This window comes from Methylocapsa sp. D3K7 (genome assembly GCF_029855125.1).
Taxonomy (GTDB): Bacteria; Pseudomonadota; Alphaproteobacteria; order Rhizobiales; family Beijerinckiaceae; genus Methylocapsa.
In genome coordinates this window covers 2,534,771-2,554,001 of record NZ_CP123229.1, presented here as the reverse complement: position 1 = coordinate 2,554,001, position 19,231 = coordinate 2,534,771, and the positions used below count along the sequence as shown (strand labels likewise).

The window sequence follows — 19,231 nt, the reverse complement described above, 5'->3', positions numbered from 1 at the left end:
ATGCCCCGTGAGAATGGCTTTGGATGCCGGGGACTTGTTCTGGGTTTGAGATGAAATCGATAAGATTCAAACTCTAGCCAGACCGGTGTTACCTAAGCCATGACTATTTTCCTTGCAATAACCAAATGGGTACCGAAACTATGACTCGGCCGACTCCCGGACGCCCTGAAACGCCCTTGACGGGGCCTTGAATTTTCGAGATTGCGTCAGCTTTGGTTTGTGGCAGCGAGGGACATGAAGCATTTGAAACAGATGTATGCCGCGCTTCTGATGACCGTCTTTACAATGCCCGCGCTCAGCGCGGACGCGCTTGCGCCGCCTCCGGGGATGCAGGAATTGTTCGAATTTGGTGCGGACGGGGTGCAGATTTATACCTGCAAGATGAAAGACGAAGCCCATCTGGCGCAAGGATTCGCCTATGCCTTCGATGGGCCGGAGGCCGTGCTTTTCGATGCGGACGGCAAGCAGGCGGGCACTCATGGCAAGGGACCGGCATGGACCCTTGGTGACGGCTCGTCGGTCACTGGCGAAGTGTTGGCAAAACAGCCCTCGCCCCAACCGGGCGCCATTCCCTGGCTTCTGCTTAAGGTCAAATCCCATGCGGGCGCCGGAAAACTCGATGCCGTGGAATTTGTCCGCAGGATCGATACGGATGGCGGCGCCGAGCCTGCGGATGGATGCGGTCAGTCGCAGTTCGGCACAACGGTCCGCGTTCCCTATTCGGCGAAGTATCAATTTTTTGGAAAATAGACTGCCAAAGCTTAGACGAGACGCCAGAGTGCTGGGCCAAGGTCGGCCCTCGCTGGCCTAACGGCAAAAGCCGGTGGAAACTGCGGCGCTTAAGGAACGAAGCTGCATGACAAAAGCAATTGTTGGCATCATCGGCGGATCTGGCGTCTATGCGCTACCGGGGCTCGAAGACATCCGCGAGGAATGGGTCGCGACGCCGTGGGGCGAGGCCTCTGACGCGCTGCATTTCGGCCGGATTGGTTCGACCGAAGCGGTGTTCCTGCCCCGCCACGGGCGCGGCCATAAATTGTCCCCGTCGGGGATTAATTACCGCGCCAATATCGATGCGCTGAAACGCGCCGGAGTGACCGACATCGTTTCGGTGTCCGCCTGCGGCTCGTTCAAGCCGGAACTGTATCCGGGGCTTTTCGTGCTCGTCGACCAGTTCATCGACCGGACATTCGCGCGGCAAAGCTCGTTTTTTGGCAATGGCTGCGTCGCCCATGTGTCGATGGCGCACCCGGTGGCCCCGCTGCTGCAAGGGAGGATCGCCGCCGCAGCGGCCACGGAAAACATCGCCAGCGTCAAGGGCGGCACCTATGTTTGCATGGAAGGCCCGCAATTTTCCTCGCTCGCCGAATCGCTTGCTTATCAGGCCGCCGGCTGCGATGTCATCGGCATGACCGCGATGCCGGAAGCCAAACTCGCGCGCGAGGCGGAGATGTCCTATGCGACAGTGGCCATGGTCACCGATTTCGATTGCTGGCATCCCGAGCATGACAATGTCGATGTGGCCTCGGTCATCAAGGTGGTGGAAGCCAACGCGGGCAATGCGGCGCGGCTTTTGGCCCGCTTGTTGCGTGATTTTCCGGCCATGCACGAAGCCTGTCCGATCGGGTCCGACCGTGCGCTCGACTATGCGATCCTGACCGCACCCGCAGCCCGCGATCCGGCACTTTTGAAAAAATTGGAGGCCATCTTGCGCCGGACAAACACCTTATGATGGGTGATCTCAAAGAAACAATCCGCACGATTCCAGATTACCCGAAGCCGGGCATCCTGTTCCGCGACATCACGACTCTGCTGGGGGACGCGCGCGCGTTTCGCCGGGCGATCGATGAATTGGTACAGCCTTGGGCCGGCACCAAAATCGATAAGGTCGCGGGCATAGAAGCGCGGGGCTTTATTTTGGGCGGTGCCGTGGCGCATCAGCTTTCGGCGGGTTTCGTGCCGATCCGCAAAAAGGGCAAGCTGCCGCACACCAAAGTGTCGATCGCTTACTCACTCGAATATGGCCTTGACGAGATGGAGATGCACGACGACGCCGTACGGCCGGGCGAACGGGTGATTCTCGTCGATGATCTGATCGCCACCGGGGGCACCGCCACGGGCGCCGTTGGGCTACTGAAGAAAATCGGCGCCGACGTGGTGGCGGCCTGTTTCGTCATCGATCTGCCCGATCTCGGCGGCGCCGCGAAGATCAAGGCGCTCGGCGTGCCGGTCCGGACGTTGATGAGCTTTGAGGGGCATTGAAAACGACTTCTCATCTGGCGTCTCGGTTGCACAAATTCTGCCGACCCTCTAGAACTAAGCCATAACAAGAAACGAGGGATCCCATGCGTCCGTCCAAACGTGCCGCCGGTGAATTGCGGCCAGTTTCGCTCGAACGCAAGGTCGCGCGCTATGCCGAAGGCTCTTGCCTCGTCAAATTTGGCGGCACTCATGTGCTGTGCACGGCGTCGCTCGAGGAAAAGCCGCCACCGTGGCTGCGCGGCCAGGGGCGCGGCTGGATCACCGCCGAATATGCCATGCTGCCGCGTGCCACCCATACGCGGACGAAGCGCGAATCGTCATCTGGAAAGCAATCCGGTCGTACGCACGAAATTCAACGCTTGATCGGCCGCAGTCTGCGCGCGGTCACCAATCTTCCGGCGTTGGGCGAACGCCAGATCACGCTCGACTGCGACGTGCTGCAAGCCGATGGCGGCACGCGAACCGCCGCGATCACCGGCGCCTGGGTCGCCTTGCATGATTGCTTGAAGTGGATGCATGGCCGCTCGATCATCAAGGACCATCCGTTGCGTGACCATGTCGCGGCGATTTCCTGCGGCATTTCGAACGGCGAAGCGGTCCTTGACCTCGATTATGAGGAGGATTCGGCCGCCGAGACCGATGCGAATTTCGTCATGACGGGAGGCGGCTCGCTGGTCGAGGTGCAGGCGACGGCGGAAGCCGCGGTGTTCACCGATGCGCAACTGCAAGATTTGCTGGCGCTCGCCAAAACCGGCATTGCGCAGCTCGTCGTGCTGCAAAAGAGCGCGATCGCTTAGCTCACTGAGCGGTGGATCTGATCAGCTGCCACCGCTCAATGAATCCGCGTCGTTTAGTTGATAATATCCACAATACGATGTGTTCGAGGATCAACCAGAACGGTCTGCCCATTGATCACCGCATAACGATAGTCTCGCACACCATATTCGAGCGGTATGTCGTAATAAGTAACGCCCTCACCGGGCAAAACTGTACCCAAAGTAAGATCATTGCCATAATCGTAAGACGTATGGCGTTGGCGACTCACATACTCGTGGAAGCGAGGCCTTTGATCAAGGCCCAGCATGCCCTTCACTCCGCCTGTTACACCTCCCACAACTCCGCCGACAACAGCGCCAACGGGGCCCGCCGCAGCATTTCCTTCGGCGGCGCCGCGCTCGGCGCCCTTTGAGATGCCTTGCGCCAAAACAACCATCGGCAAGGAAAGTATGATCGCGAATGAGCCTGCAGCTATGACGATATTTTTCATGATTCTCCTTATTGATCTATGTTTTGATTTCCATAGTTCTAGCTCAACAGAGATCTCATCAAGAAGTTCCAGAGAGACGTATCACCTAGCGTTGCCTAACGCTGTGCAGGTTGCAGGAGGACTATGAGCAGACGAGCAACAATCATCATCACATTTGGCGATTTTCATTTGCTTGCGCTTATTACAGACTTATTGCTCAATCGAGAAAGCGCAGCACATCGTCGTTGAACTGCTGCGGATTCTGCAAGAATGAAAAATGGCTGACATCCGGTTGGAGCCGCAGCGTCGCGCCCGGAATTTGCTTAGCCATGAACAGAGTATTGTCGCGCTGGATCGCTTCGTCGTGCTCGCCATCGACAATCCAGACTGGCACTTTCATGGCGTGAAGTTGTTTCGCAGTAAAATTTGGCTGGCTCGCCCACATTTTTGTGATCTCATCCAGGAAAGACTTGTATTGATCCAGCGTTGAGGAAAGACGCTCATATTCCTTTCCAGCCCGCGCGATGAAACGGTTGAAGACCGGGCTTTGACTGACATCCTTCACTCCACCGGGGTCGGAATTGGCGGCAAAGGCGAAGAGTTTTGTGACCCGGTCCGGATGATGAATGGCAATGTCGAGCCCAATAATCGCGCCATCGCTCCAGCCAATGATCGCCGCTTTCGGAATTTTCAGAAAGTCCATGAGCCCCGTGACGTCAGAGGCCATGAGATCATAGCCGAAGGGTTCGCTGTTCCGGGTGCTGCGCCCATGGCCGCGGCTGTCCATGACGACCACGAGATAATTTTTCGCCAATACGGGAACCTGGTTGCCCCAGTAGTTCGCGTTGGCAAGGCCGCCGTGCAGGAGGATCACCGGCTCGCCCTCACCAAATTCGGCGTACCAAATTTTGATGCCATTGACTGGCGCATAACCGCTGCGCAGCGGTGTGGGCAAAGTGGGCGTCGCTGGCAGTGTGAGCCAGAGCGGCTCGGCACTTCGGGCAGTCACGATCCCCAGGACGCTCACGAGAGCGGCAACAAGAAAACCATGATGGATGCGCATGAGGAGGCCGGTGCAAATGATTGGCTGGGGCACTATACCACAGCCACACGCGTCCCTTGCCGGTCCCGCGCCGCCCCTCGATCTCAGGCCTTTCAATGCTCGCCAAGCTCCAAGGACAACTCGTCATCGCCACGCATAATTCGGGCAAGCTCAAGGAGATGCGCGAACTCCTCACGCCCTATGGTGTGGCAGCAGTTTCTGCCTCCGAACTCGGCCTTCCGGAGCCGGATGAAACAGGGGCGAGCTTTATTGAAAATGCCGAAATCAAGGCGCGCGCGGCGGCCGATCAGGCGAATATTCCGGCGCTTTCCGACGATTCGGGGCTTTGCGTCGATGCGCTGGATGGCGCTCCTGGGATCAGCTCTGCCCGCTGGGCGGGGGAGTCACGCGATTTTGAAGCGGCCATGGAAAAGATCGAAACTTCGTTGAGCGCAGCGGGTGTGACGCCCCCTTTCAACGCGCATTTTGCTTGTGCTCTTGCCCTCGCTTTTCCTCATGGCGAGGTGCGAAGTTTCGAGGGCAAAGTGTTTGGCGAACTGGTGTTTCCGCCGCGCGGCACGCTTGGTTTTGGCTACGATCCGATTTTTTTGCCCAACGGCTTTTCGCGGACATTTGGCGAGATCGCGCCGCAAGAAAAACATGGAATTCCCGCCGACGGCTCACCCGGCCTGTCGCATCGTGCCCGCGCGTTTCAAATTTTTGCCAAGGCGTGCCTTGGCGGGCAACTCGCCCGCTAAGCGTTTTTCCAGAATGCCAAAACATGCGGCACCTCGCGGCCTTGCTTTTGTGTGCCGTGCAAAATATTATTGCGATGCACAACAGAAGCTGGCGGACATCTGGAAAAGTCTTATGTCGACTGTCTGGAATACGAAATATGGCACGCGGCGGGTGCGCTTCGATCCGCCCACTCTCAAGGAAGCGATTGCCGCGGCGCGGGGCTTGACCGACGAGATTCAGCAGCAGGCCGAGATCGCCGCGGCGCTGATGAATCTGCCAGTGGAAGAAGTGCGCGCCGAGCTGCTGAAAACAGCGCCGCCCCGCAACAGCACGCACATCGTGACGTCCGGCGGCCGCGAGGGTGCAGAACGGACAGTGATCGTCGAGCGCAAGGCGAGCCGGCGCGTCGCCGCGGGGGCCGTCAGAGCGGCGCTGGCGAAGCGGCAGAAACCTTAAATCAGCGATTAGCGGTCGAGATCCGCATAAGCGCTGAAATCCGGCGGAAGAATTGGCTGCGCGCCGGTGATCAATTTCGGCAACGCGATCCGCGCAAGCCGCCGGACAGCCTGTAATGCGGGGTCGGCTGGCCTTGGCGGCGGCTCGGGGGCGGCTTCCGCCGTCTCGGCGCGTGCGGGGCTTGCCCCTGTCGAAGCTTGATCTTCAAAGACCTTTGCTTCTTGGTCTGCCGGTAGAGGCGGCGTTTGTGACGCAACATCGGGTGTTTTCGTGAATTCAACCGGCCGTGGCGGCGGCAGCGGGATCTCCGCCACCAAAACTTGCGCAGGCGCTTGTTTCGCGACGGCCCGGGGCGGCGCAAGGGTCGCACGGGCGGACATGGCGCTTGCCGTATCTCCGGTCCCGAAGACCGACATCACTTTGCCCATCAGGCTCGAAAAACCAGCTGTTTCGGGCGCGGTCTGCGGTTGTGTGCCAACCGGCGGCTTCCGGGATGCAGCCGAGGCGACCATGATTTTCGGCTCGCTGGGCCTTGGCTCGATACCCTTGGGTGCGTTGCAATCCCGGATGCCTAGCGCGATCAGCTCCGTGCCGCTCAGCACCCGATACTCGCGGGTCAAGGTGCCGAGCCGGGCTCGCACGGCGGTGGGATAGCTGTCGAACATTTGTTGCGACACGCTCGAATTGGTCTCATGATTGCGGGGATCATAGGCCATATGGAATTTCAGTTTGCTGTCCGGATAGACGCAAACATTGGGCAAGCTCAGCGCCAGCGTGCAGGCCGAGCGGCACTCATGCAGCCGGACTTCGCGATTGGTTGCCCGGTAGAGCGCTGTTTGAGTCTCGTAATCGGTGACGTAACCGCCGACGTCCTTCATGACAATGACAGGGCCCGGCATCGGCGGGGGTGACAAATAACTCAATACGCACCTTTGCTCATAAGCCGCCTGCCCCCGGTCTGCGACCGTCTGACCCAGTGGCTTTCGGCGGCAAGAAGCTGAACGCTAAGAAAACGTAGTGAACGCATTCTTAAGAAATCACGGCAATTCTGCGATTTCAGCGCAGGCTCGAAATTCGAACCGCAAACCTGGAGAGGGTTGACTGTGAATGTGGCGTGACTTTGACCAGACCAGGATTTGGCTGCGAAGCTGGGCAAGCCGAAGAGTTCCCCTGAAAGCGGCCGCCGGTATTTGGTCACAACACCGCAATATTGAAGGATCTTGCCAGATTGCGTTAGAGCGCTTTCCGATCAGGTGGAATCACCCGATCGGAAAGAAATCGCTCAAAATCAAAGAGCTGGAGCATGTTCTGATCGAAAAAGTCGATCAACTTTTTCGGAACATGCTCTAGTCTGCCAGCGCAAACTTGCTTAGAGCATTCGCTTGGCTCCGCGGAATGGTATGAGAGATGACGATTTCTCCCAAAAGCAACATAGGCTCAGATCCAGGCTTCGGGGTCTATGTGCATTGGCCGTTTTGCCTCTCCAAATGTCCTTATTGCGATTTCAACAGCCATGTGCGGGCAAAGCCGGTCGATGACGCCCGTTTTTTGGCGGCCTATCGCGCGGAACTCGCGCATCGCGCGGGGCTGACGCGAGGCCGTATCGTGTCCTCGATTTTTTTCGGCGGCGGCACGCCATCTCTGATGAAGCCCGCCACGGTCGGAGCCATTCTCGACGCGATCGCCGGGTTCTGGCCGGTCGCCCCCAAGGCGGAGGTTACTCTCGAAGCCAATCCGACGAGTGTCGAGGCGGAGCGGTTTCGCGGCTATAAAGAGGCGGGTGTCAACCGTGTCTCGCTGGGTGTCCAAGCGCTGAACGACCCCGATCTCAAAGCTCTCGGCCGCAATCACACGGCGAATGAGGCGCTCCGCGCGGTGGACCTCGCCGCCTCGATCTTCGAGCGTTATTCGTTTGATCTGATCTATGCGCGGCCGGGCCAGAGCGTGGACGGCTGGCGGGCGGAGTTGGAAGCCGCGATCCGCCGCGCGCGTGACCACCTCTCGCTTTATCAGTTGACGATCGAATATGGCACCATGTTCGAGCGGTTGCGCGATGCCGGAAAGCTTGTTCTTCCCGGTAATGATCTCGCTCGCGCCCTTTGGGATGTGACACAGGAGATCACCACAAAAGCGGGTCTTCCCGCCTATGAAATCTCCAATCATGCGCGACCCGGCGGCGAGAGTTTGCACAATCTCATCTATTGGCGTTACGGCGAATATATCGGTATCGGCCCTGGGGCGCATGGCCGGATTTTGTCGGCCAAGGGCCGCCGCGCGCACGCGACCGAATCCTATCCCGAAACCTGGTTGGCGGCGGTCGAGAACGCCGGCCATGCCCTGGTCGAGGATGAAATTTTGTCGTCCGAAGAGCAGTCCGATGAATTTCTGCTCATGGGCTTACGTCTGTCCGAGGGGATCGAGCCGTCCGAGTTCGAGGCGATGTCGGGCCGCGACCTTGATCCCGGCCGCGTCGCCTCGCTCATCGCCGATGGCATGGTCGAATATACGCCGCGCGGGCGCATCAGGGTCAGCGCGGAAGGTTTTCCGGTACTCGACGCGGTCGTCGCGGATCTTGCCGCGTAGATAGGGAAACTTGCCGGACGCGGTTCGAAGCCCGGGGCGAATGCCTGGGCTTCGATTGGCACTAAAGTTTAGGACAATTCTGCTCAGGCAGCGCGGTTGAACGAATCTACGACGCCCGCCTTGAGTGGGGTCTCGGTCATCAACTTCTTGGCGAGCACCGTAAGTTCCTTGGTCTGCCCGGTCAACGTCTCGGCCTGCTTGCGTGAATGTTCCTTCCAAAGCTCTATGAAAACTGTAGGCGACTTCACACTAGACATCTCCTGGACAAAGTCGAAGGCGGTGTTGGTGTTCGCCCGAGCGAATTCGATGATCTTATTGTTATAATCCTTCATACCCTTAAGCACCGTTGAATAGCTGTTTTTGATGAGATCCGATGCCTCAGTCGTGGCGGCGTCCATTTTCTCGTATGTTTCTTTGGCTTGCGTCATGCCCTTTTCCGCTGACTCGCGGAATGCTTCTTGGGCGCCCTTCTTTGGAATACCAGCGGGTTTCGGTTCCGTGGTCTCGGCGTTCTTATCCATGAGGTGCTCGTCCTTAGGGCGTCTACTATGAGGATACCGTGACGCGACGCCCAGAGCGTTGGTCCGATCTCTATGAATCGCAATTCGCGGAACAAATTCCGGCGCCCCGAAGCGATTGGCTTTCTCATAGGTTACTTAATGCTGCAGCGCAACGCGATAGCGACGAATAATAAAAACCAGCAGGCATCAAAGTCGAGAAAAGTACAGCAATGAGTAGAGCTGAATCGGATCATATTGACGCATAGCGCGGCTTTTTGGACAATGAACAGCTGTCCGCTGAGTTCATCGGAAAAGATTCTGGCCGTCGTATAACTGCAGGATGCGGCAGTGCAGCTGTCGGCTAAACTAACTGAGCGGGGCGAACGAGGCATGTCCAAATATCCGCCGCGGGCAACAAAGGAGTGTCGATTGATGCATTTGCGAACGACCCTCTGCCTCCTTGCCGTCGTTTTACTGCCAGCCGCCGTGGCGGCGGAAACGATCGGCGAAGTGTCCGCCTCCCGTGGAAACACTTTCCTATCGCGACAGGAGGTCAATGAAGTTGCCGCGAAGGGGGTGCCGGTCCTGCTTGATGACACCGCGCTCACGGGCGATGAGTCGCGCCTTGATCTACGGCTCGGGCAAGCAACGCGTCTGCGACTCGGGGCGAATGCGAAATTGAAAATTGACCGTTTCATCGCTGGCCGCGATGCAGAGGTCACACTCGACAAGGGAGCGGTTGTCATTGAGCGCACGAAAGGCGCCGAGCCGAAATTCGAGGTTAAGACGCCCTATGCCTTGCTGGCCGCGCGTGGCACGGAATTTTTTGCCGGACCAAGCAAAGGTGTCTTTGGTGTTTTCGTCAAATCGGGGATCGTTGATGTCAAAACGAGGCGTGGAACGGTGCGCCTGAAAGCTGGGGAAGGCACGGATTTCGCGGCGCCAGGAGATCCCCCCACTCCCGTCAAGAAATGGGCTCCGGCGCGCGTGGACGCCGCGATGTGGTCGGTGCGCTGAGAAGCGCCGGTTCCACGGTGAACACTTCGGTCATCGTCGCGATGCCCTTGAGCTGAATCTCTCCGAGTCTCTTGAGCCGCTTGTGGTTTACCGCGGCCGCTGTGCCAGGTCCGATACAGATGAGAGAATCGAACAGTTTGTTCGCCGTCTCAAGCCGCGCCGCCACGATCACCGCGTCCCCATGCGCGGTATAGTTCAAACGTTGGGCGCCGCCGACGTCACCCACAATGGCGTACCCTGTTTCAATTCCAATCCGGGTCCGGCCAAAGCCCGCCTTTGCCGATCTCGGCTCCATGCCGAAACGTTCGGAAAAGCGGGCAATCGCCAGGCCGCAGTCTATGGCCGCATCCGCGTGACCGGCTTGTTCCAGCGGCATATTGAAAAATGCGTGGATCGCATCGCCGACAATGCCGTCGATCATGCCCCCGTGTTCGGTGACCAATCTGCAAAGATTGTCGAAATAGACATCAAGCAGAGCGATGAGTTCCGCTGGCGCGATGCGGGCCGTCATTGGCGTGAAATTTTCGACATCCGTGAATAGCGCCGTCATCTCGCGCATTTCACCTTCCCGTTTCAGACGTTCCGGCCGCGCGATGATTTCGCGAACAACATCGGGAGACAGATATTGTTCGAAGCGGCGGCTGATGAGCGCTTTGAGATGCCGGGTTTGGGCAAAGGATGCCGCGCCCGCCGCATTTCCAGCGATCAGAATGGCGAGCGCCGGCCCTGCGGGATCGACGGCGATGTTCATCTTCAGAAACGCCACAACCGCGACGGCAAGCCACAGCAACACGAGAGCGGCAAGGCCCGCGCCGACAAATATAGGGCCGCGTGTTCTGGCAATGAACGCGGCGGCGATACCGAGTAAGAGCATGGCGGCGAGCTCAAATACGTGCGTGGCAGAAGGCCGGCGGAGGGCTTGGCCGTCGAGAATCTGTTGCAATGCTTCGGCTTGGATCTGCACTGTTGGGGTGAGCGGGCTGACCGCTGTCGGCCGCAAGGCGCCAGCCTCGGGGCTGCTTGTGCCGATCACAACGGCTGCTCCCGCGAAGCGCTCCAATGCCGCGGTCCCATCCAGGATATCGATCGCCGATATCGTTCGCGCCGCCCATTGCGCGGGATCGGACCAGCGGACCCGCAGTGTGCCTCCTTCCTGCAAGGGCAAGACATGCGCTCCAAACCTGACGTTGGCGTGCTGGCCATCGACGCTCAGAATGCTTTCGCCGGCGGCGATTCTGGTTGCTTCCAAGGCAAGGCCCGGTGCCAACGTTCCGGCTGCCGAGACGATCAAAGGGACGCGGCGGATTCTCCCGTCCTCGTCGCCAAACAGCGATAAAATGCCAAGACCAAGTGCCGCATCGGCGATTGGCTGGTAGGGTGCGACAACTCCCTCGGCAATGCCGGCAGTCTGTTCGTCAAGCACGCCCTCCGCACGGATCAAATTAAGGGAGAACGGTTTGCCGCCTTTGGCGGCCAATGCGCCGATGACGGTCGGCCCATCCGTGAGAGACTTTGCAAAAGCCGCATCGGTGTCCGGCGCGTCGGCAAGCAAACGGGCAATCCGGTCGTCGCCGGAAAGAGCCGCGATCTCATTGGCCAGGGTCTGCACGGAGTGTCTGTCCGCCTCGGGGAAGAAAATGTCGAAGGCAATGACCGAGGCATGCGATTTGGTGATGATCGAGGCCACGCGGGCGAGATCACTGCGGGGCAAGGGCCAGCTGCCGCGCGCCGCCAGTGTTCGCGCATCAATGTCGACAACCAGAACCGGGGTTCCCAGGGTCTGGCGTGGAAATAGGATTTGAAGCGAGTCGATCGCGCGCTCGCGAATGAAAGCAGCACTCCGTCCAGGGTCGACGTACCAAAGGAGGGTGAATACGACAGCGGCGAGTGACCCGGCCAGCCAAGGATTAATACGCGGCTGGAAGCGAAGCGCCTTATTCATGAATGACCGTTCGTGTCTTAGAAAATTTAACGAGTGGTACTAAGGCTACACTGTGATGGGCCTTCCATGAAAGATGGCGTTCAAAAACGGCTGTGATAGCATGACATTTTCATGCTCTGCTTCCTTTGCAAGGTTTGATGATGCGCAAATTGATTTTGATGACCTTAGGCTTGACACTAGCCTTTTGGATTGGGCAAGCGCAGGCGCGGCCAAGTTTCGTGAGCGAAGACATCGACAGCGACGCGACAAGGCTTGAAAAAAATATCGGCGATGATCTCGGCCCGCTCGGAACACGTCTCAAATTGCCAGCCGCGATCGTCGCAGCGCATCCCAAGGATTCAAACGCTTGGATCGCTTATTCGCGCGCCGCGATCGCAGCGGGGGATGACGAAGAGTTTCAGAAGACCGGCACGGCGGCTGCCTATATTGCCTATGAGCGGGCAGTCGGCAAGGCACAGCAAGCTTCGGCGCTCGCTTGGCTCGGCGAAGTCTTTGCCAAGCGCGGCATGTGGCGCCCTGCCCTCGATTCTTATCGTGCCAGTCTCGATCTCGCCGAGGTCGCGCAAATACGCAACATCTACGCGGACATGCGCGAAAAGCATGGATTTCGTATTCTCGATTATAAGATCGACAATGAATCCGCTTCGCCGCGCGCCTGCTTCCAATTTTCAGAACAGCTTGCGCAAGGCAAGACGGATTACGCGCCCTTCGTAACAGTATCGGGCCTCGCCAATGCGGCGCTTTCCATCGAAGATCAGCAGCTCTGCGTCGAGGGGCTGAAACATGGCGAGCATTATAAAATCGTGCTGCGCGAGGGCTTGCCTTCCATTATGAGCGAGTCTCTTTTGAAAGCGGCGGACTATGACATCTATGTCCGCGACCGCTCGCCTCTCGTGCATTTCACCGGAAAAAATTATGTTCTGCCAAGGGTCGGCCAGGAAGGCATCCCAATCGTCTCGGTCAATACGCGGAAGGTCGCGGTCGACATTCTGCGGATCGGCGATCGCAATCTCTTGCCGACGGTGCGCTCCGAGGATTTTCTATCCCAACTCGCGCCCTATAAGATCAAGCAATATATCGATACGGACGGAAAGAAAATCTGGTCAGGCACGCTCGACGTAAGCTCCGAACTCAACGCGGAGGTAACGACCGCCTTCCCGGTCATGGAGGCGGCCGGAAAGCTCGATCCTGGTGTTTATGTGATGGCCGCAAGGCCCGGCGATGGGGTGGCCGCGAATGATGAGGACGACGAAAGCGGCGGAACGCGGGCGACGCAATGGTTTATCGTTTCCGACTTGGGTCTCACCGCATTCAAGGGCAAGGATGGTGTCCATGTGTTTTTGCGTTCGCTGGCGAGCGCGGCGCCGATTGGCGGAGTCGATGTCCGCCTGATCGCCCGCGACAATGAGGTTTTGACATCGAAGCGCACCGATGATGCCGGTCACATCCATTTCGATCCCGGTTTTGCACGCGGCAGCGGAGGGACCGCGCCAAGCCTCGTTGTCGCGGAGGATGGCAAGGGCGATTATGGCTTCCTCGACCTCGAAGCAACGTCGTTCGACCTCACCGACCGGGGCGTCAAAGGCCGCGTGGCACCTGGGGCCCTCGATGCACTAGTCTTCACCGAGCGCGGTGTCTATCGTTCGGGCGAGACGGTTTACATCACCGCCTTGCTTCGCGATGGGCAGGGAAAGGCAGTGGCGTCCGCGCCGCTGACGCTCGTTGTCAAACGTCCCGACGGCGTTGAATACAAACGCGTGCAAACGGAAGATCAGGGTGATGGCGGGCGCAGCCTTGTGCTGCCGTTGCTGTCTGGTCTTGCAACGGGAACTTGGCGCGTCGAAGCCTTTGCCGATCCGAAGGCGGCATCCGTCGGGCAGACAAGTTTTCTCGTCGAGGACTATGTGCCCGAACGCCTTGAACTGACCTTGGGGCCACAGACGGCGGCGGCGCGTTTTGGCCAGCCGGTCGAAGTCGCCGCGCAAGCGCGCTATCTTTACGGTGCGCCCGGCGCGGACCTCGAAATCACCGGCGAGGTGCAGATTGACGCCGACGAACAGGTGCCGTTGCCCGCCCTTAAAGGTTATGCGGCGGGGCTGCAAGATGAGTCCTTCGATAAGATCAGCAATGAGATCGAGGAGAGCGCGACGACCAATGCCAATGGCGCGGCAAAGATACTTGCGCCCATTCCAAGCCTCACAGCGTCGCGTCCCTTGGAAGCCAAGATTCTTTTGCGGGCCGGCGAGCCGGGCGGGCGCGCCGTCGAGCGGTCGCTGACGGTGCCGATCTTACCGAAGGGCGGTCTTATTGGCGTCAAGAAGAACTTCACGACGTTGAGCGATGGCGCGGCGGCGAATTTCGACGTCATCGCGGTTGGCACGAACGGCGTCCGTGCGGCGCGCAAGGGCGTTGCCTGGTCGCTTTACCGCGTGAGCAATGATTACCAATGGTACCGTGCCGATGGGCGCTGGAATTTCGAGCGCGTGAAATCCTCAAAGCGCTTCGCCCAAGGCACGATCGATATTGGACTCGATAGACCCGCGAAAATTTCCACCATCGTCGGACTTGGCCAATACCGGCTTGATCTTGCAAGCAGCGACAGCACCGATTTGCCGACGAGTCTTGGCTTCGAGAGCGGCTGGTCGGGCGATGCCAGCGCGCAAGCCCCGGACCTTCTCGACGTCAGTCTCGACAAGGCCAATTATAAGCCTGGCGAAGACCTGCGTGTCCGCATCGCGTCGCGCTTTGCTGGCAGCGCGACGATCGCGATCGTCAGCGAGAGTTTGAACACTCTGACGACGCTTGATGTGAAGGAAGGCGACACGGTAAAAGCGCTTCCTGTTTCCGCCGATTGGGGCGCTGGTGCCTATGCCGTGGTGCTGGCCTACCGTCCGCTCGACAAAGCCGCCAATCGCATGCCGGGGCGGGCCATCGGGCTTGCTTGGTTTGCCATCGATCAAGATGCGCATGGACTCACTGTCAAGCTCGATCCGCCGGCCAAGACACGGCCGCGCGGACCCTTGACGATTCCGCTCGAAATCAAGGGTCTTGCCCAGGGTGAAGAGGCAAGGGTGACAGTTGCCGCCGTGGATGTCGGCATTCTCAATCTTACCCATTATGAGGCGCCAGATCCGCGCGGATATTTTTTCGGCCAGCGGCAATTGAGTACGGAAATCCGCGATCTCTACGGTCTCTTGATCGATGGCATGCAGGGATCGCGCGGTGCCATCCGCTCCGGCGGCGATGGGTCTCCGGCGCTGACCGGCGAGCGGCCGACGCAAGAGCCGCTGGCGCGTTATTCCGGCATCGTCAAAACCGGCCCCGATGGCAAGGCGCGGATCGAGTTCGATCTGCCCGCGTTCAATGGCACTTTGAAGGTGATGGCGGTGGCCTGGACAAAGACTAAGGCGGGCGGCGCCAGCACGGACGTCATTGTCCGCGATCCGGTCGTGGCTCTTGTCACGGCGCCGCGCTTTCTCGCGCTGGGCGATCGCTCGCAATTCTCCGTCGCGATCGACAATGTCGAAGGCAAGCCCGGAGACTATGCCCTCGATCTCGATGTCAGTGGCCCTCTCTCGGCCGCGCCTGATGCTCTGCATCGCAAATTCAAGCTCGATGCCAAGGCGCGCAAGGCGCTGACGGTCCCGGTCACGGCGACGGGCGTCGGCCGCGCCAGTGTCGCTCTCAAGCTGTCCGGCCCCGGCCTTAGCGCACCGCAGAGTCTGGCGCTCGATGTCTCGCCTGGCACGTCGAATCTCTACCGACGCTCGGTGCGCACGCTGGCGCCAGGCGAAACACTCGCCGTCTCCAGCGATCTGATCGCCGATTTCGTGCCCGGCACGGGCGGCGTTTCGCTCGCCGCGTCCTCCCTCGCGGGGATAGATGTTCCAGCCCTCCTGCAAGCGTTGGATCGCTACCCTTATGGCTGTTCCGAGCAACTCGTGAGCCGGGCGATGCCGCTGCTGTATGTGAACAGATTGGCGAAGAGCGAAGCGCTGGGGATTGATCCTGATGTCGATCAGCGTGTCCGTGACGCAATCGAGCGGGTGCTGGCGCGTCAGGATTCGAATGGCGCCTTCGGTGTATGGTCGTCGACCGATGCCGACGACATGTGGTTGCATGCCTTCGTCACCGATTTTCTGACACGCGCGCGGGAGAACAAATTCGACGTGCCGCAAAAGAAATTCGACGCAGCACTGGAACGTTTGCGCAATCTGCTTGCCAACGCGAATGATATCGGAGCCGGACAGGGCGCTCCCATCGCCTATGCCGCTTATGTTCTGGCGCGCAACGGCCGGGAAGTGATGGGCGATCTTCGCTACCTCGCGGATGCCAAGCTCGACTCCTTCGAGAGCCCGCTCGCCCGCGCGCAACTTGCCGCTGCGCTCGCTCTGCTGGGCGACCGGCCGCGCGCCGAGGCGGTTTTCAGCAAGGCATCGGAGCGGCTTTCGACGCTCGGCAATCCGCTATATTCGGATGCCAATTATGGATCGCGTCTGCGCGATGGCGCGGGGCTTCTCGCGCTTGCCGTGGAGACGCAAATGCCCGCTGGAGAAATCGCGCGCGCCTCGAAAATCGTGGAAGACGCGCGCGCCAAAACCGGGCTGACCAGCACACAAGAAAACGCATTCATGGTTCTTGCTGCCGAGGCGCTCTCGGACAAATCGCAGACGATCGCCTTCTCGGTCGATGGCACCCCACATCAAGGTGCCTTGTTCAAGAGCTGGGACGCGGAGGCCCTCAAAGGCAAAGCCGTCACCATCGCCAATAACGGGCCTGGACCGGTAAGCATTGTTGTGACGGTCTCCGGCAACCCGCTGACGCCCGAGCCTGCCGCCGAGCGAGGCTACAAGATCGAGCGTGCGTATTACACGCTCGATGGAACGCCGGTCGAGGCGGCGGCAATCAAGCAGAACGACCGTTTTGTCGTCGCCTTGACGATTACCGAATATGAGGCGGCGTTCGCGCGGCTCCTTCTGGTTGATCGTCTGCCGTCCGGACTTGAAATCGACAATCCGGATCTTTTTGAGGGCGGCTCGACCGAGGCGCTGGCCTTCTTGAAAAAAACAGTCGAGCCTGTTCATACCGAATATCGCGACGATCGTTTTGTCGCCGCCTTCGCGCGCGACGGGCACGACAAAGCAAGTTTTTCGGTTGCCTATATCGTCCGCGCCGTGACGCCCGGTCATTATGTCAGCCCGCCCGCGACGATCGAGGACATGTACCGTCCGGACCGGTTCGGCCGCACCGCTTACGGTGCCGTCGATATCGCCGCGCCCAAATGAGGACTGATGTCCCATGCATCAGTTTTGTCTGCTCGCGCGTGTTTTCCTTACCAAAATGTTTCACGTGAAACACTTTGGTAAGGTCGCGGCGATTTTCCTTACATCCTTGTTGCTCGTTCTTACAGTGAACTATGCCGGACGCTTGTCCGCTCCGCTCGATCTCGCCCGCGCAAGCCAAGGCTCGCATGTCGTCGTCGATCGCAATGGCACTTTGCTGCGGGCCTTCACGACTCCCGATGGTCGCTGGCGGCTGCCCGTCACCGTAAACGATGCCGATCCCCGCTTCATCGCGATGCTGATTGCTTACGAGGATCACCGATTTTACGCACATCCGGGCGTCGATGTCTTAAGTCTCAGCCGCGCCGCGCTGCAATGGGCAAGCCGCGGCCATATCATTTCGGGCGGTTCGACCGTGACGATGCAAGTGGCGCGGCTGCTCGCGCCGCGCACGGAAAAGTCGCTGTCCGGCAAGCTTGGTCAAATCGTCCGAGCGATCGCAATCGAACGGCATACAGACAAGACAGCCATCCTTGATCTTTATCTGTCGCTGGCGCCTTATGGCGGCAATATCGAGGGGCTCCGGGCCGCGAGCCTTTCTTATTTTGGCCGCGAACCGAAACGGCTGTCGATCGGCGAGGCGGCGTTGCTTGTAGCTCTGCCTCAATCGCCGGAAACGCGGCGGCCGGATCGCTTTCCCGATGTGGCGCGGGCGGCGCGCGATACCGTCCTTGACCGGGTTTTCGCGCGCGGGGTGATCACAGCCGCCGAGCGCGATGCCGCCAAGCAGGAAGCGGTGCCGCGCGCCCGCCGGGCGTTTCCGGTCCTCGCCGCACATGCGAGCGAGCAAGCTTTCCGGCGCGCGCCGGAGCAGCGCATCTTAAGGCTTACATTGGATGCCAGGCTGCAAACCTCCGTTGAGGCTTTGGCCCGCGAAGCGGCGGCTGCCATCGGCCCCAAACTTTCTTGCGCCATCCTTGTCATCGACAATGCGAGCGGCGAGATCAGGGCCCATGTTGGCGCGGCGGATTATTTTTCGCAGGAGCGCGCCGGGTCGCTCGACATGACTGCTGCCATCCGCTCGCCCGGCTCAACTTTGAAACCCTTCATCTATGCGCTGGCGTTCGAGAATGGCATCGCGCATCCAGAAACAATCTTGGATGACCGCCCAAAACATTATGGGAGTTACGCGCCGGAAAATTTTGACCTTTCATTTCAGGGAAATGTGACGGCGCGGCATGCGCTGCAATCGTCCCTCAATCTGCCCGCTGTGGAATTGCTGGATGCCATCGGCCCGGCGCGGTTTATCGCGCGGTTGCGCAATGCGGGCGCGCGCGTCGTGCTGCCCGATGACACCGCGCCGGGGCTTGCGGCGGCGCTGGGCGGTCTCGGCATTAGTCTTCGCGATCTTGCTTCGCTTTATGCGGGGCTTGCCCGGGGCGGAACCATGCCCGTGCTGACGGAAACATTTGGTGCGCGCACGGAAGACACCAAGAACCGCCGGATCGCCGGACCGGTTGCCAGCTGGTATGTCGCCGATATTTTGCGTGGCGCGCCGCCGCCGCTCAATGCTCCTTTTGGACAGATCGCCTATAAAACCGGCACCTCCTACGGCTACCGCGATGCTTTCGCGATCGGCTTCGACAAAGCGTACACGATCGCGGTTTGGCTTGGGCGGCCCGACAATGGATCGGTGTTCGGGCTCGCTGGGCGTCAAGCGGCGGCGCCGGTTCTGTTCGACGCCTTTGCTCGGCTTGGCGGAGCTCACGAATTTTGGAGCGCACCCGCCGGAATCGTGACGAGCCGGAGCAGCGCGCTGCCTCCCCCGTTGCGGCATGTGCGCAAGGATGTGCCAAAAATATTTGGCGCGGACTCGACGGCGCAATTGAAAATCGCCTTCCCGCCTGAGGGCGCGAGAGTCGATCTCGGACTTGCCTCAGCGGCATCTTCTTTGTCCAGCCCACCGCTGAGTTTGAAAGCGGAAGGCGGCGTGTTACCGCTGCGATGGATCATTAATGGCGTGCCGCTCGGCGAACCGGATTTGCGCCGCCATGCGGCCTGGACACCCGATGGCGCGGGGTTCGTTCGCGTGTCGGTGATTGATGCACGTGGCGCGATGGACAGCGTGCTCGTGCGTCTCGAATGAGTGTATCCAGTCTCAGC

At 59.6% G+C, this 19,231-nt stretch carries 15 protein-coding genes; 10 read left to right on the top strand and 5 right to left on the bottom strand.

The genetic code is table 11. From position 1 onward, the window contains the following. Positions 1-234: 234 nt before the first annotated feature. The 4 genes from QEV83_RS11920 to rph all read left to right on the top strand — a co-directional run bounded on the left by QEV83_RS11920 (position 235) and on the right by rph (position 3,059). Positions 235-750: a DUF3455 domain-containing protein gene (locus QEV83_RS11920; RefSeq protein ID WP_280127949.1), complete on the top strand. Its 516-nt coding sequence runs from the start codon at positions 235-237 to the stop codon at positions 748-750. A 106-nt stretch (positions 751-856) separates the two neighbouring features. Beyond that, entirely contained in the window at positions 857-1,732 is an 876-nt protein-coding gene (locus tag QEV83_RS11915) for an S-methyl-5'-thioadenosine phosphorylase (RefSeq protein WP_280127948.1), read from the top strand. After that, positions 1,729-2,262, top strand: a complete 534-nt coding sequence (locus tag QEV83_RS11910) for an adenine phosphoribosyltransferase (protein WP_280127947.1) — start codon at positions 1,729-1,731, stop codon at positions 2,260-2,262. The genes QEV83_RS11915 and QEV83_RS11910 overlap by 4 nt, the downstream gene beginning before the upstream one ends. 83 nt (positions 2,263-2,345) lie before the next feature. Further along, positions 2,346-3,059 carry a ribonuclease PH gene (rph, locus tag QEV83_RS11905; RefSeq protein WP_280127946.1) on the top strand — a complete coding sequence of 238 codons (714 nt, stop codon included), beginning with the start codon at positions 2,346-2,348 and terminating at the stop codon, positions 3,057-3,059. 53 nt (positions 3,060-3,112) lie between these two features. Here the strand turns inward: rph and QEV83_RS11900 are convergent, their stop codons facing one another. Together QEV83_RS11900 and QEV83_RS11895 are read right to left on the bottom strand one after the other, a co-directional pair. Further along, positions 3,113-3,529 (bottom strand): DUF1236 domain-containing protein, encoded by a 417-nt coding sequence (locus tag QEV83_RS11900; RefSeq protein ID WP_280127945.1) that lies wholly within the window; start codon positions 3,527-3,529, stop codon positions 3,113-3,115. Positions 3,530-3,725: 196 nt separating this feature from the next. Then, positions 3,726-4,604, bottom strand: coding sequence for an alpha/beta hydrolase (locus tag QEV83_RS11895; protein WP_280127944.1), 879 nt, complete (start codon positions 4,602-4,604; stop codon positions 3,726-3,728). A 62-nt stretch (positions 4,605-4,666) separates the two neighbouring features. Between QEV83_RS11895 and rdgB the strand changes: the two genes are divergently transcribed. Together rdgB and QEV83_RS11885 are read left to right on the top strand one after the other, a co-directional pair. Then, positions 4,667-5,308 carry an RdgB/HAM1 family non-canonical purine NTP pyrophosphatase gene (rdgB, locus tag QEV83_RS11890; protein WP_280127943.1) on the top strand — a complete coding sequence of 214 codons (642 nt, stop codon included), beginning with the start codon at positions 4,667-4,669 and terminating at the stop codon, positions 5,306-5,308. Positions 5,309-5,420: 112 nt separating this feature from the next. Continuing rightward, positions 5,421-5,744: a hypothetical protein gene (locus tag QEV83_RS11885; protein WP_280127942.1), complete on the top strand. Its 324-nt coding sequence runs from the start codon at positions 5,421-5,423 to the stop codon at positions 5,742-5,744. An 8-nt stretch (positions 5,745-5,752) separates the two neighbouring features. On the opposite strand, the gene QEV83_RS11880 is transcribed toward QEV83_RS11885, so the two are convergent. Next, a complete protein-coding gene (locus QEV83_RS11880; protein ID WP_280127941.1) occupies positions 5,753-6,667 on the bottom strand; it encodes a hypothetical protein in 915 nt (304 codons plus the stop codon). A gap of 484 nt (positions 6,668-7,151) precedes the next feature. Here QEV83_RS11880 and hemW point away from each other — a divergent pair, with 484 nt between their 5' ends. After that, positions 7,152-8,327, top strand: a complete 1,176-nt coding sequence (hemW, locus tag QEV83_RS11875) for a radical SAM family heme chaperone HemW (RefSeq protein ID WP_280127940.1) — start codon at positions 7,152-7,154, stop codon at positions 8,325-8,327. Between the two features lie 83 nt (positions 8,328-8,410). On the opposite strand, the gene QEV83_RS11870 is transcribed toward hemW, so the two are convergent. Beyond that, positions 8,411-8,848, bottom strand: coding sequence for a phasin family protein (locus QEV83_RS11870; RefSeq protein WP_280127939.1), 438 nt, complete (start codon positions 8,846-8,848; stop codon positions 8,411-8,413). Between the two features lie 411 nt (positions 8,849-9,259). On the opposite strand from QEV83_RS11870, the gene QEV83_RS11865 reads away from it, so the two are divergent. Next, positions 9,260-9,844, top strand: a complete 585-nt coding sequence (locus tag QEV83_RS11865; RefSeq protein WP_280127938.1) for a FecR family protein — start codon at positions 9,260-9,262, stop codon at positions 9,842-9,844. Here the strand turns inward: QEV83_RS11865 and QEV83_RS11860 are convergent. Further along, a complete protein-coding gene (locus QEV83_RS11860) occupies positions 9,792-11,786 on the bottom strand; it encodes an adenylate/guanylate cyclase domain-containing protein (protein ID WP_280127937.1) in 1,995 nt (664 codons plus the stop codon). The two genes, QEV83_RS11865 and QEV83_RS11860, sit on opposite strands and share 53 nt — an antisense overlap. A gap of 137 nt (positions 11,787-11,923) precedes the next feature. Here QEV83_RS11860 and QEV83_RS11855 point away from each other — a divergent pair, with 137 nt between their 5' ends. Next, entirely contained in the window at positions 11,924-17,071 is a 5,148-nt protein-coding gene (locus QEV83_RS11855; protein ID WP_280127936.1) for an alpha-2-macroglobulin, read from the top strand. A gap of 13 nt (positions 17,072-17,084) precedes the next feature. Beyond that, positions 17,085-19,214 (top strand): penicillin-binding protein 1C, encoded by a 2,130-nt coding sequence (gene pbpC / locus QEV83_RS11850; protein WP_280127935.1) that lies wholly within the window; start codon positions 17,085-17,087, stop codon positions 19,212-19,214. Positions 19,215-19,231: the final 17 nt, after the last annotated feature.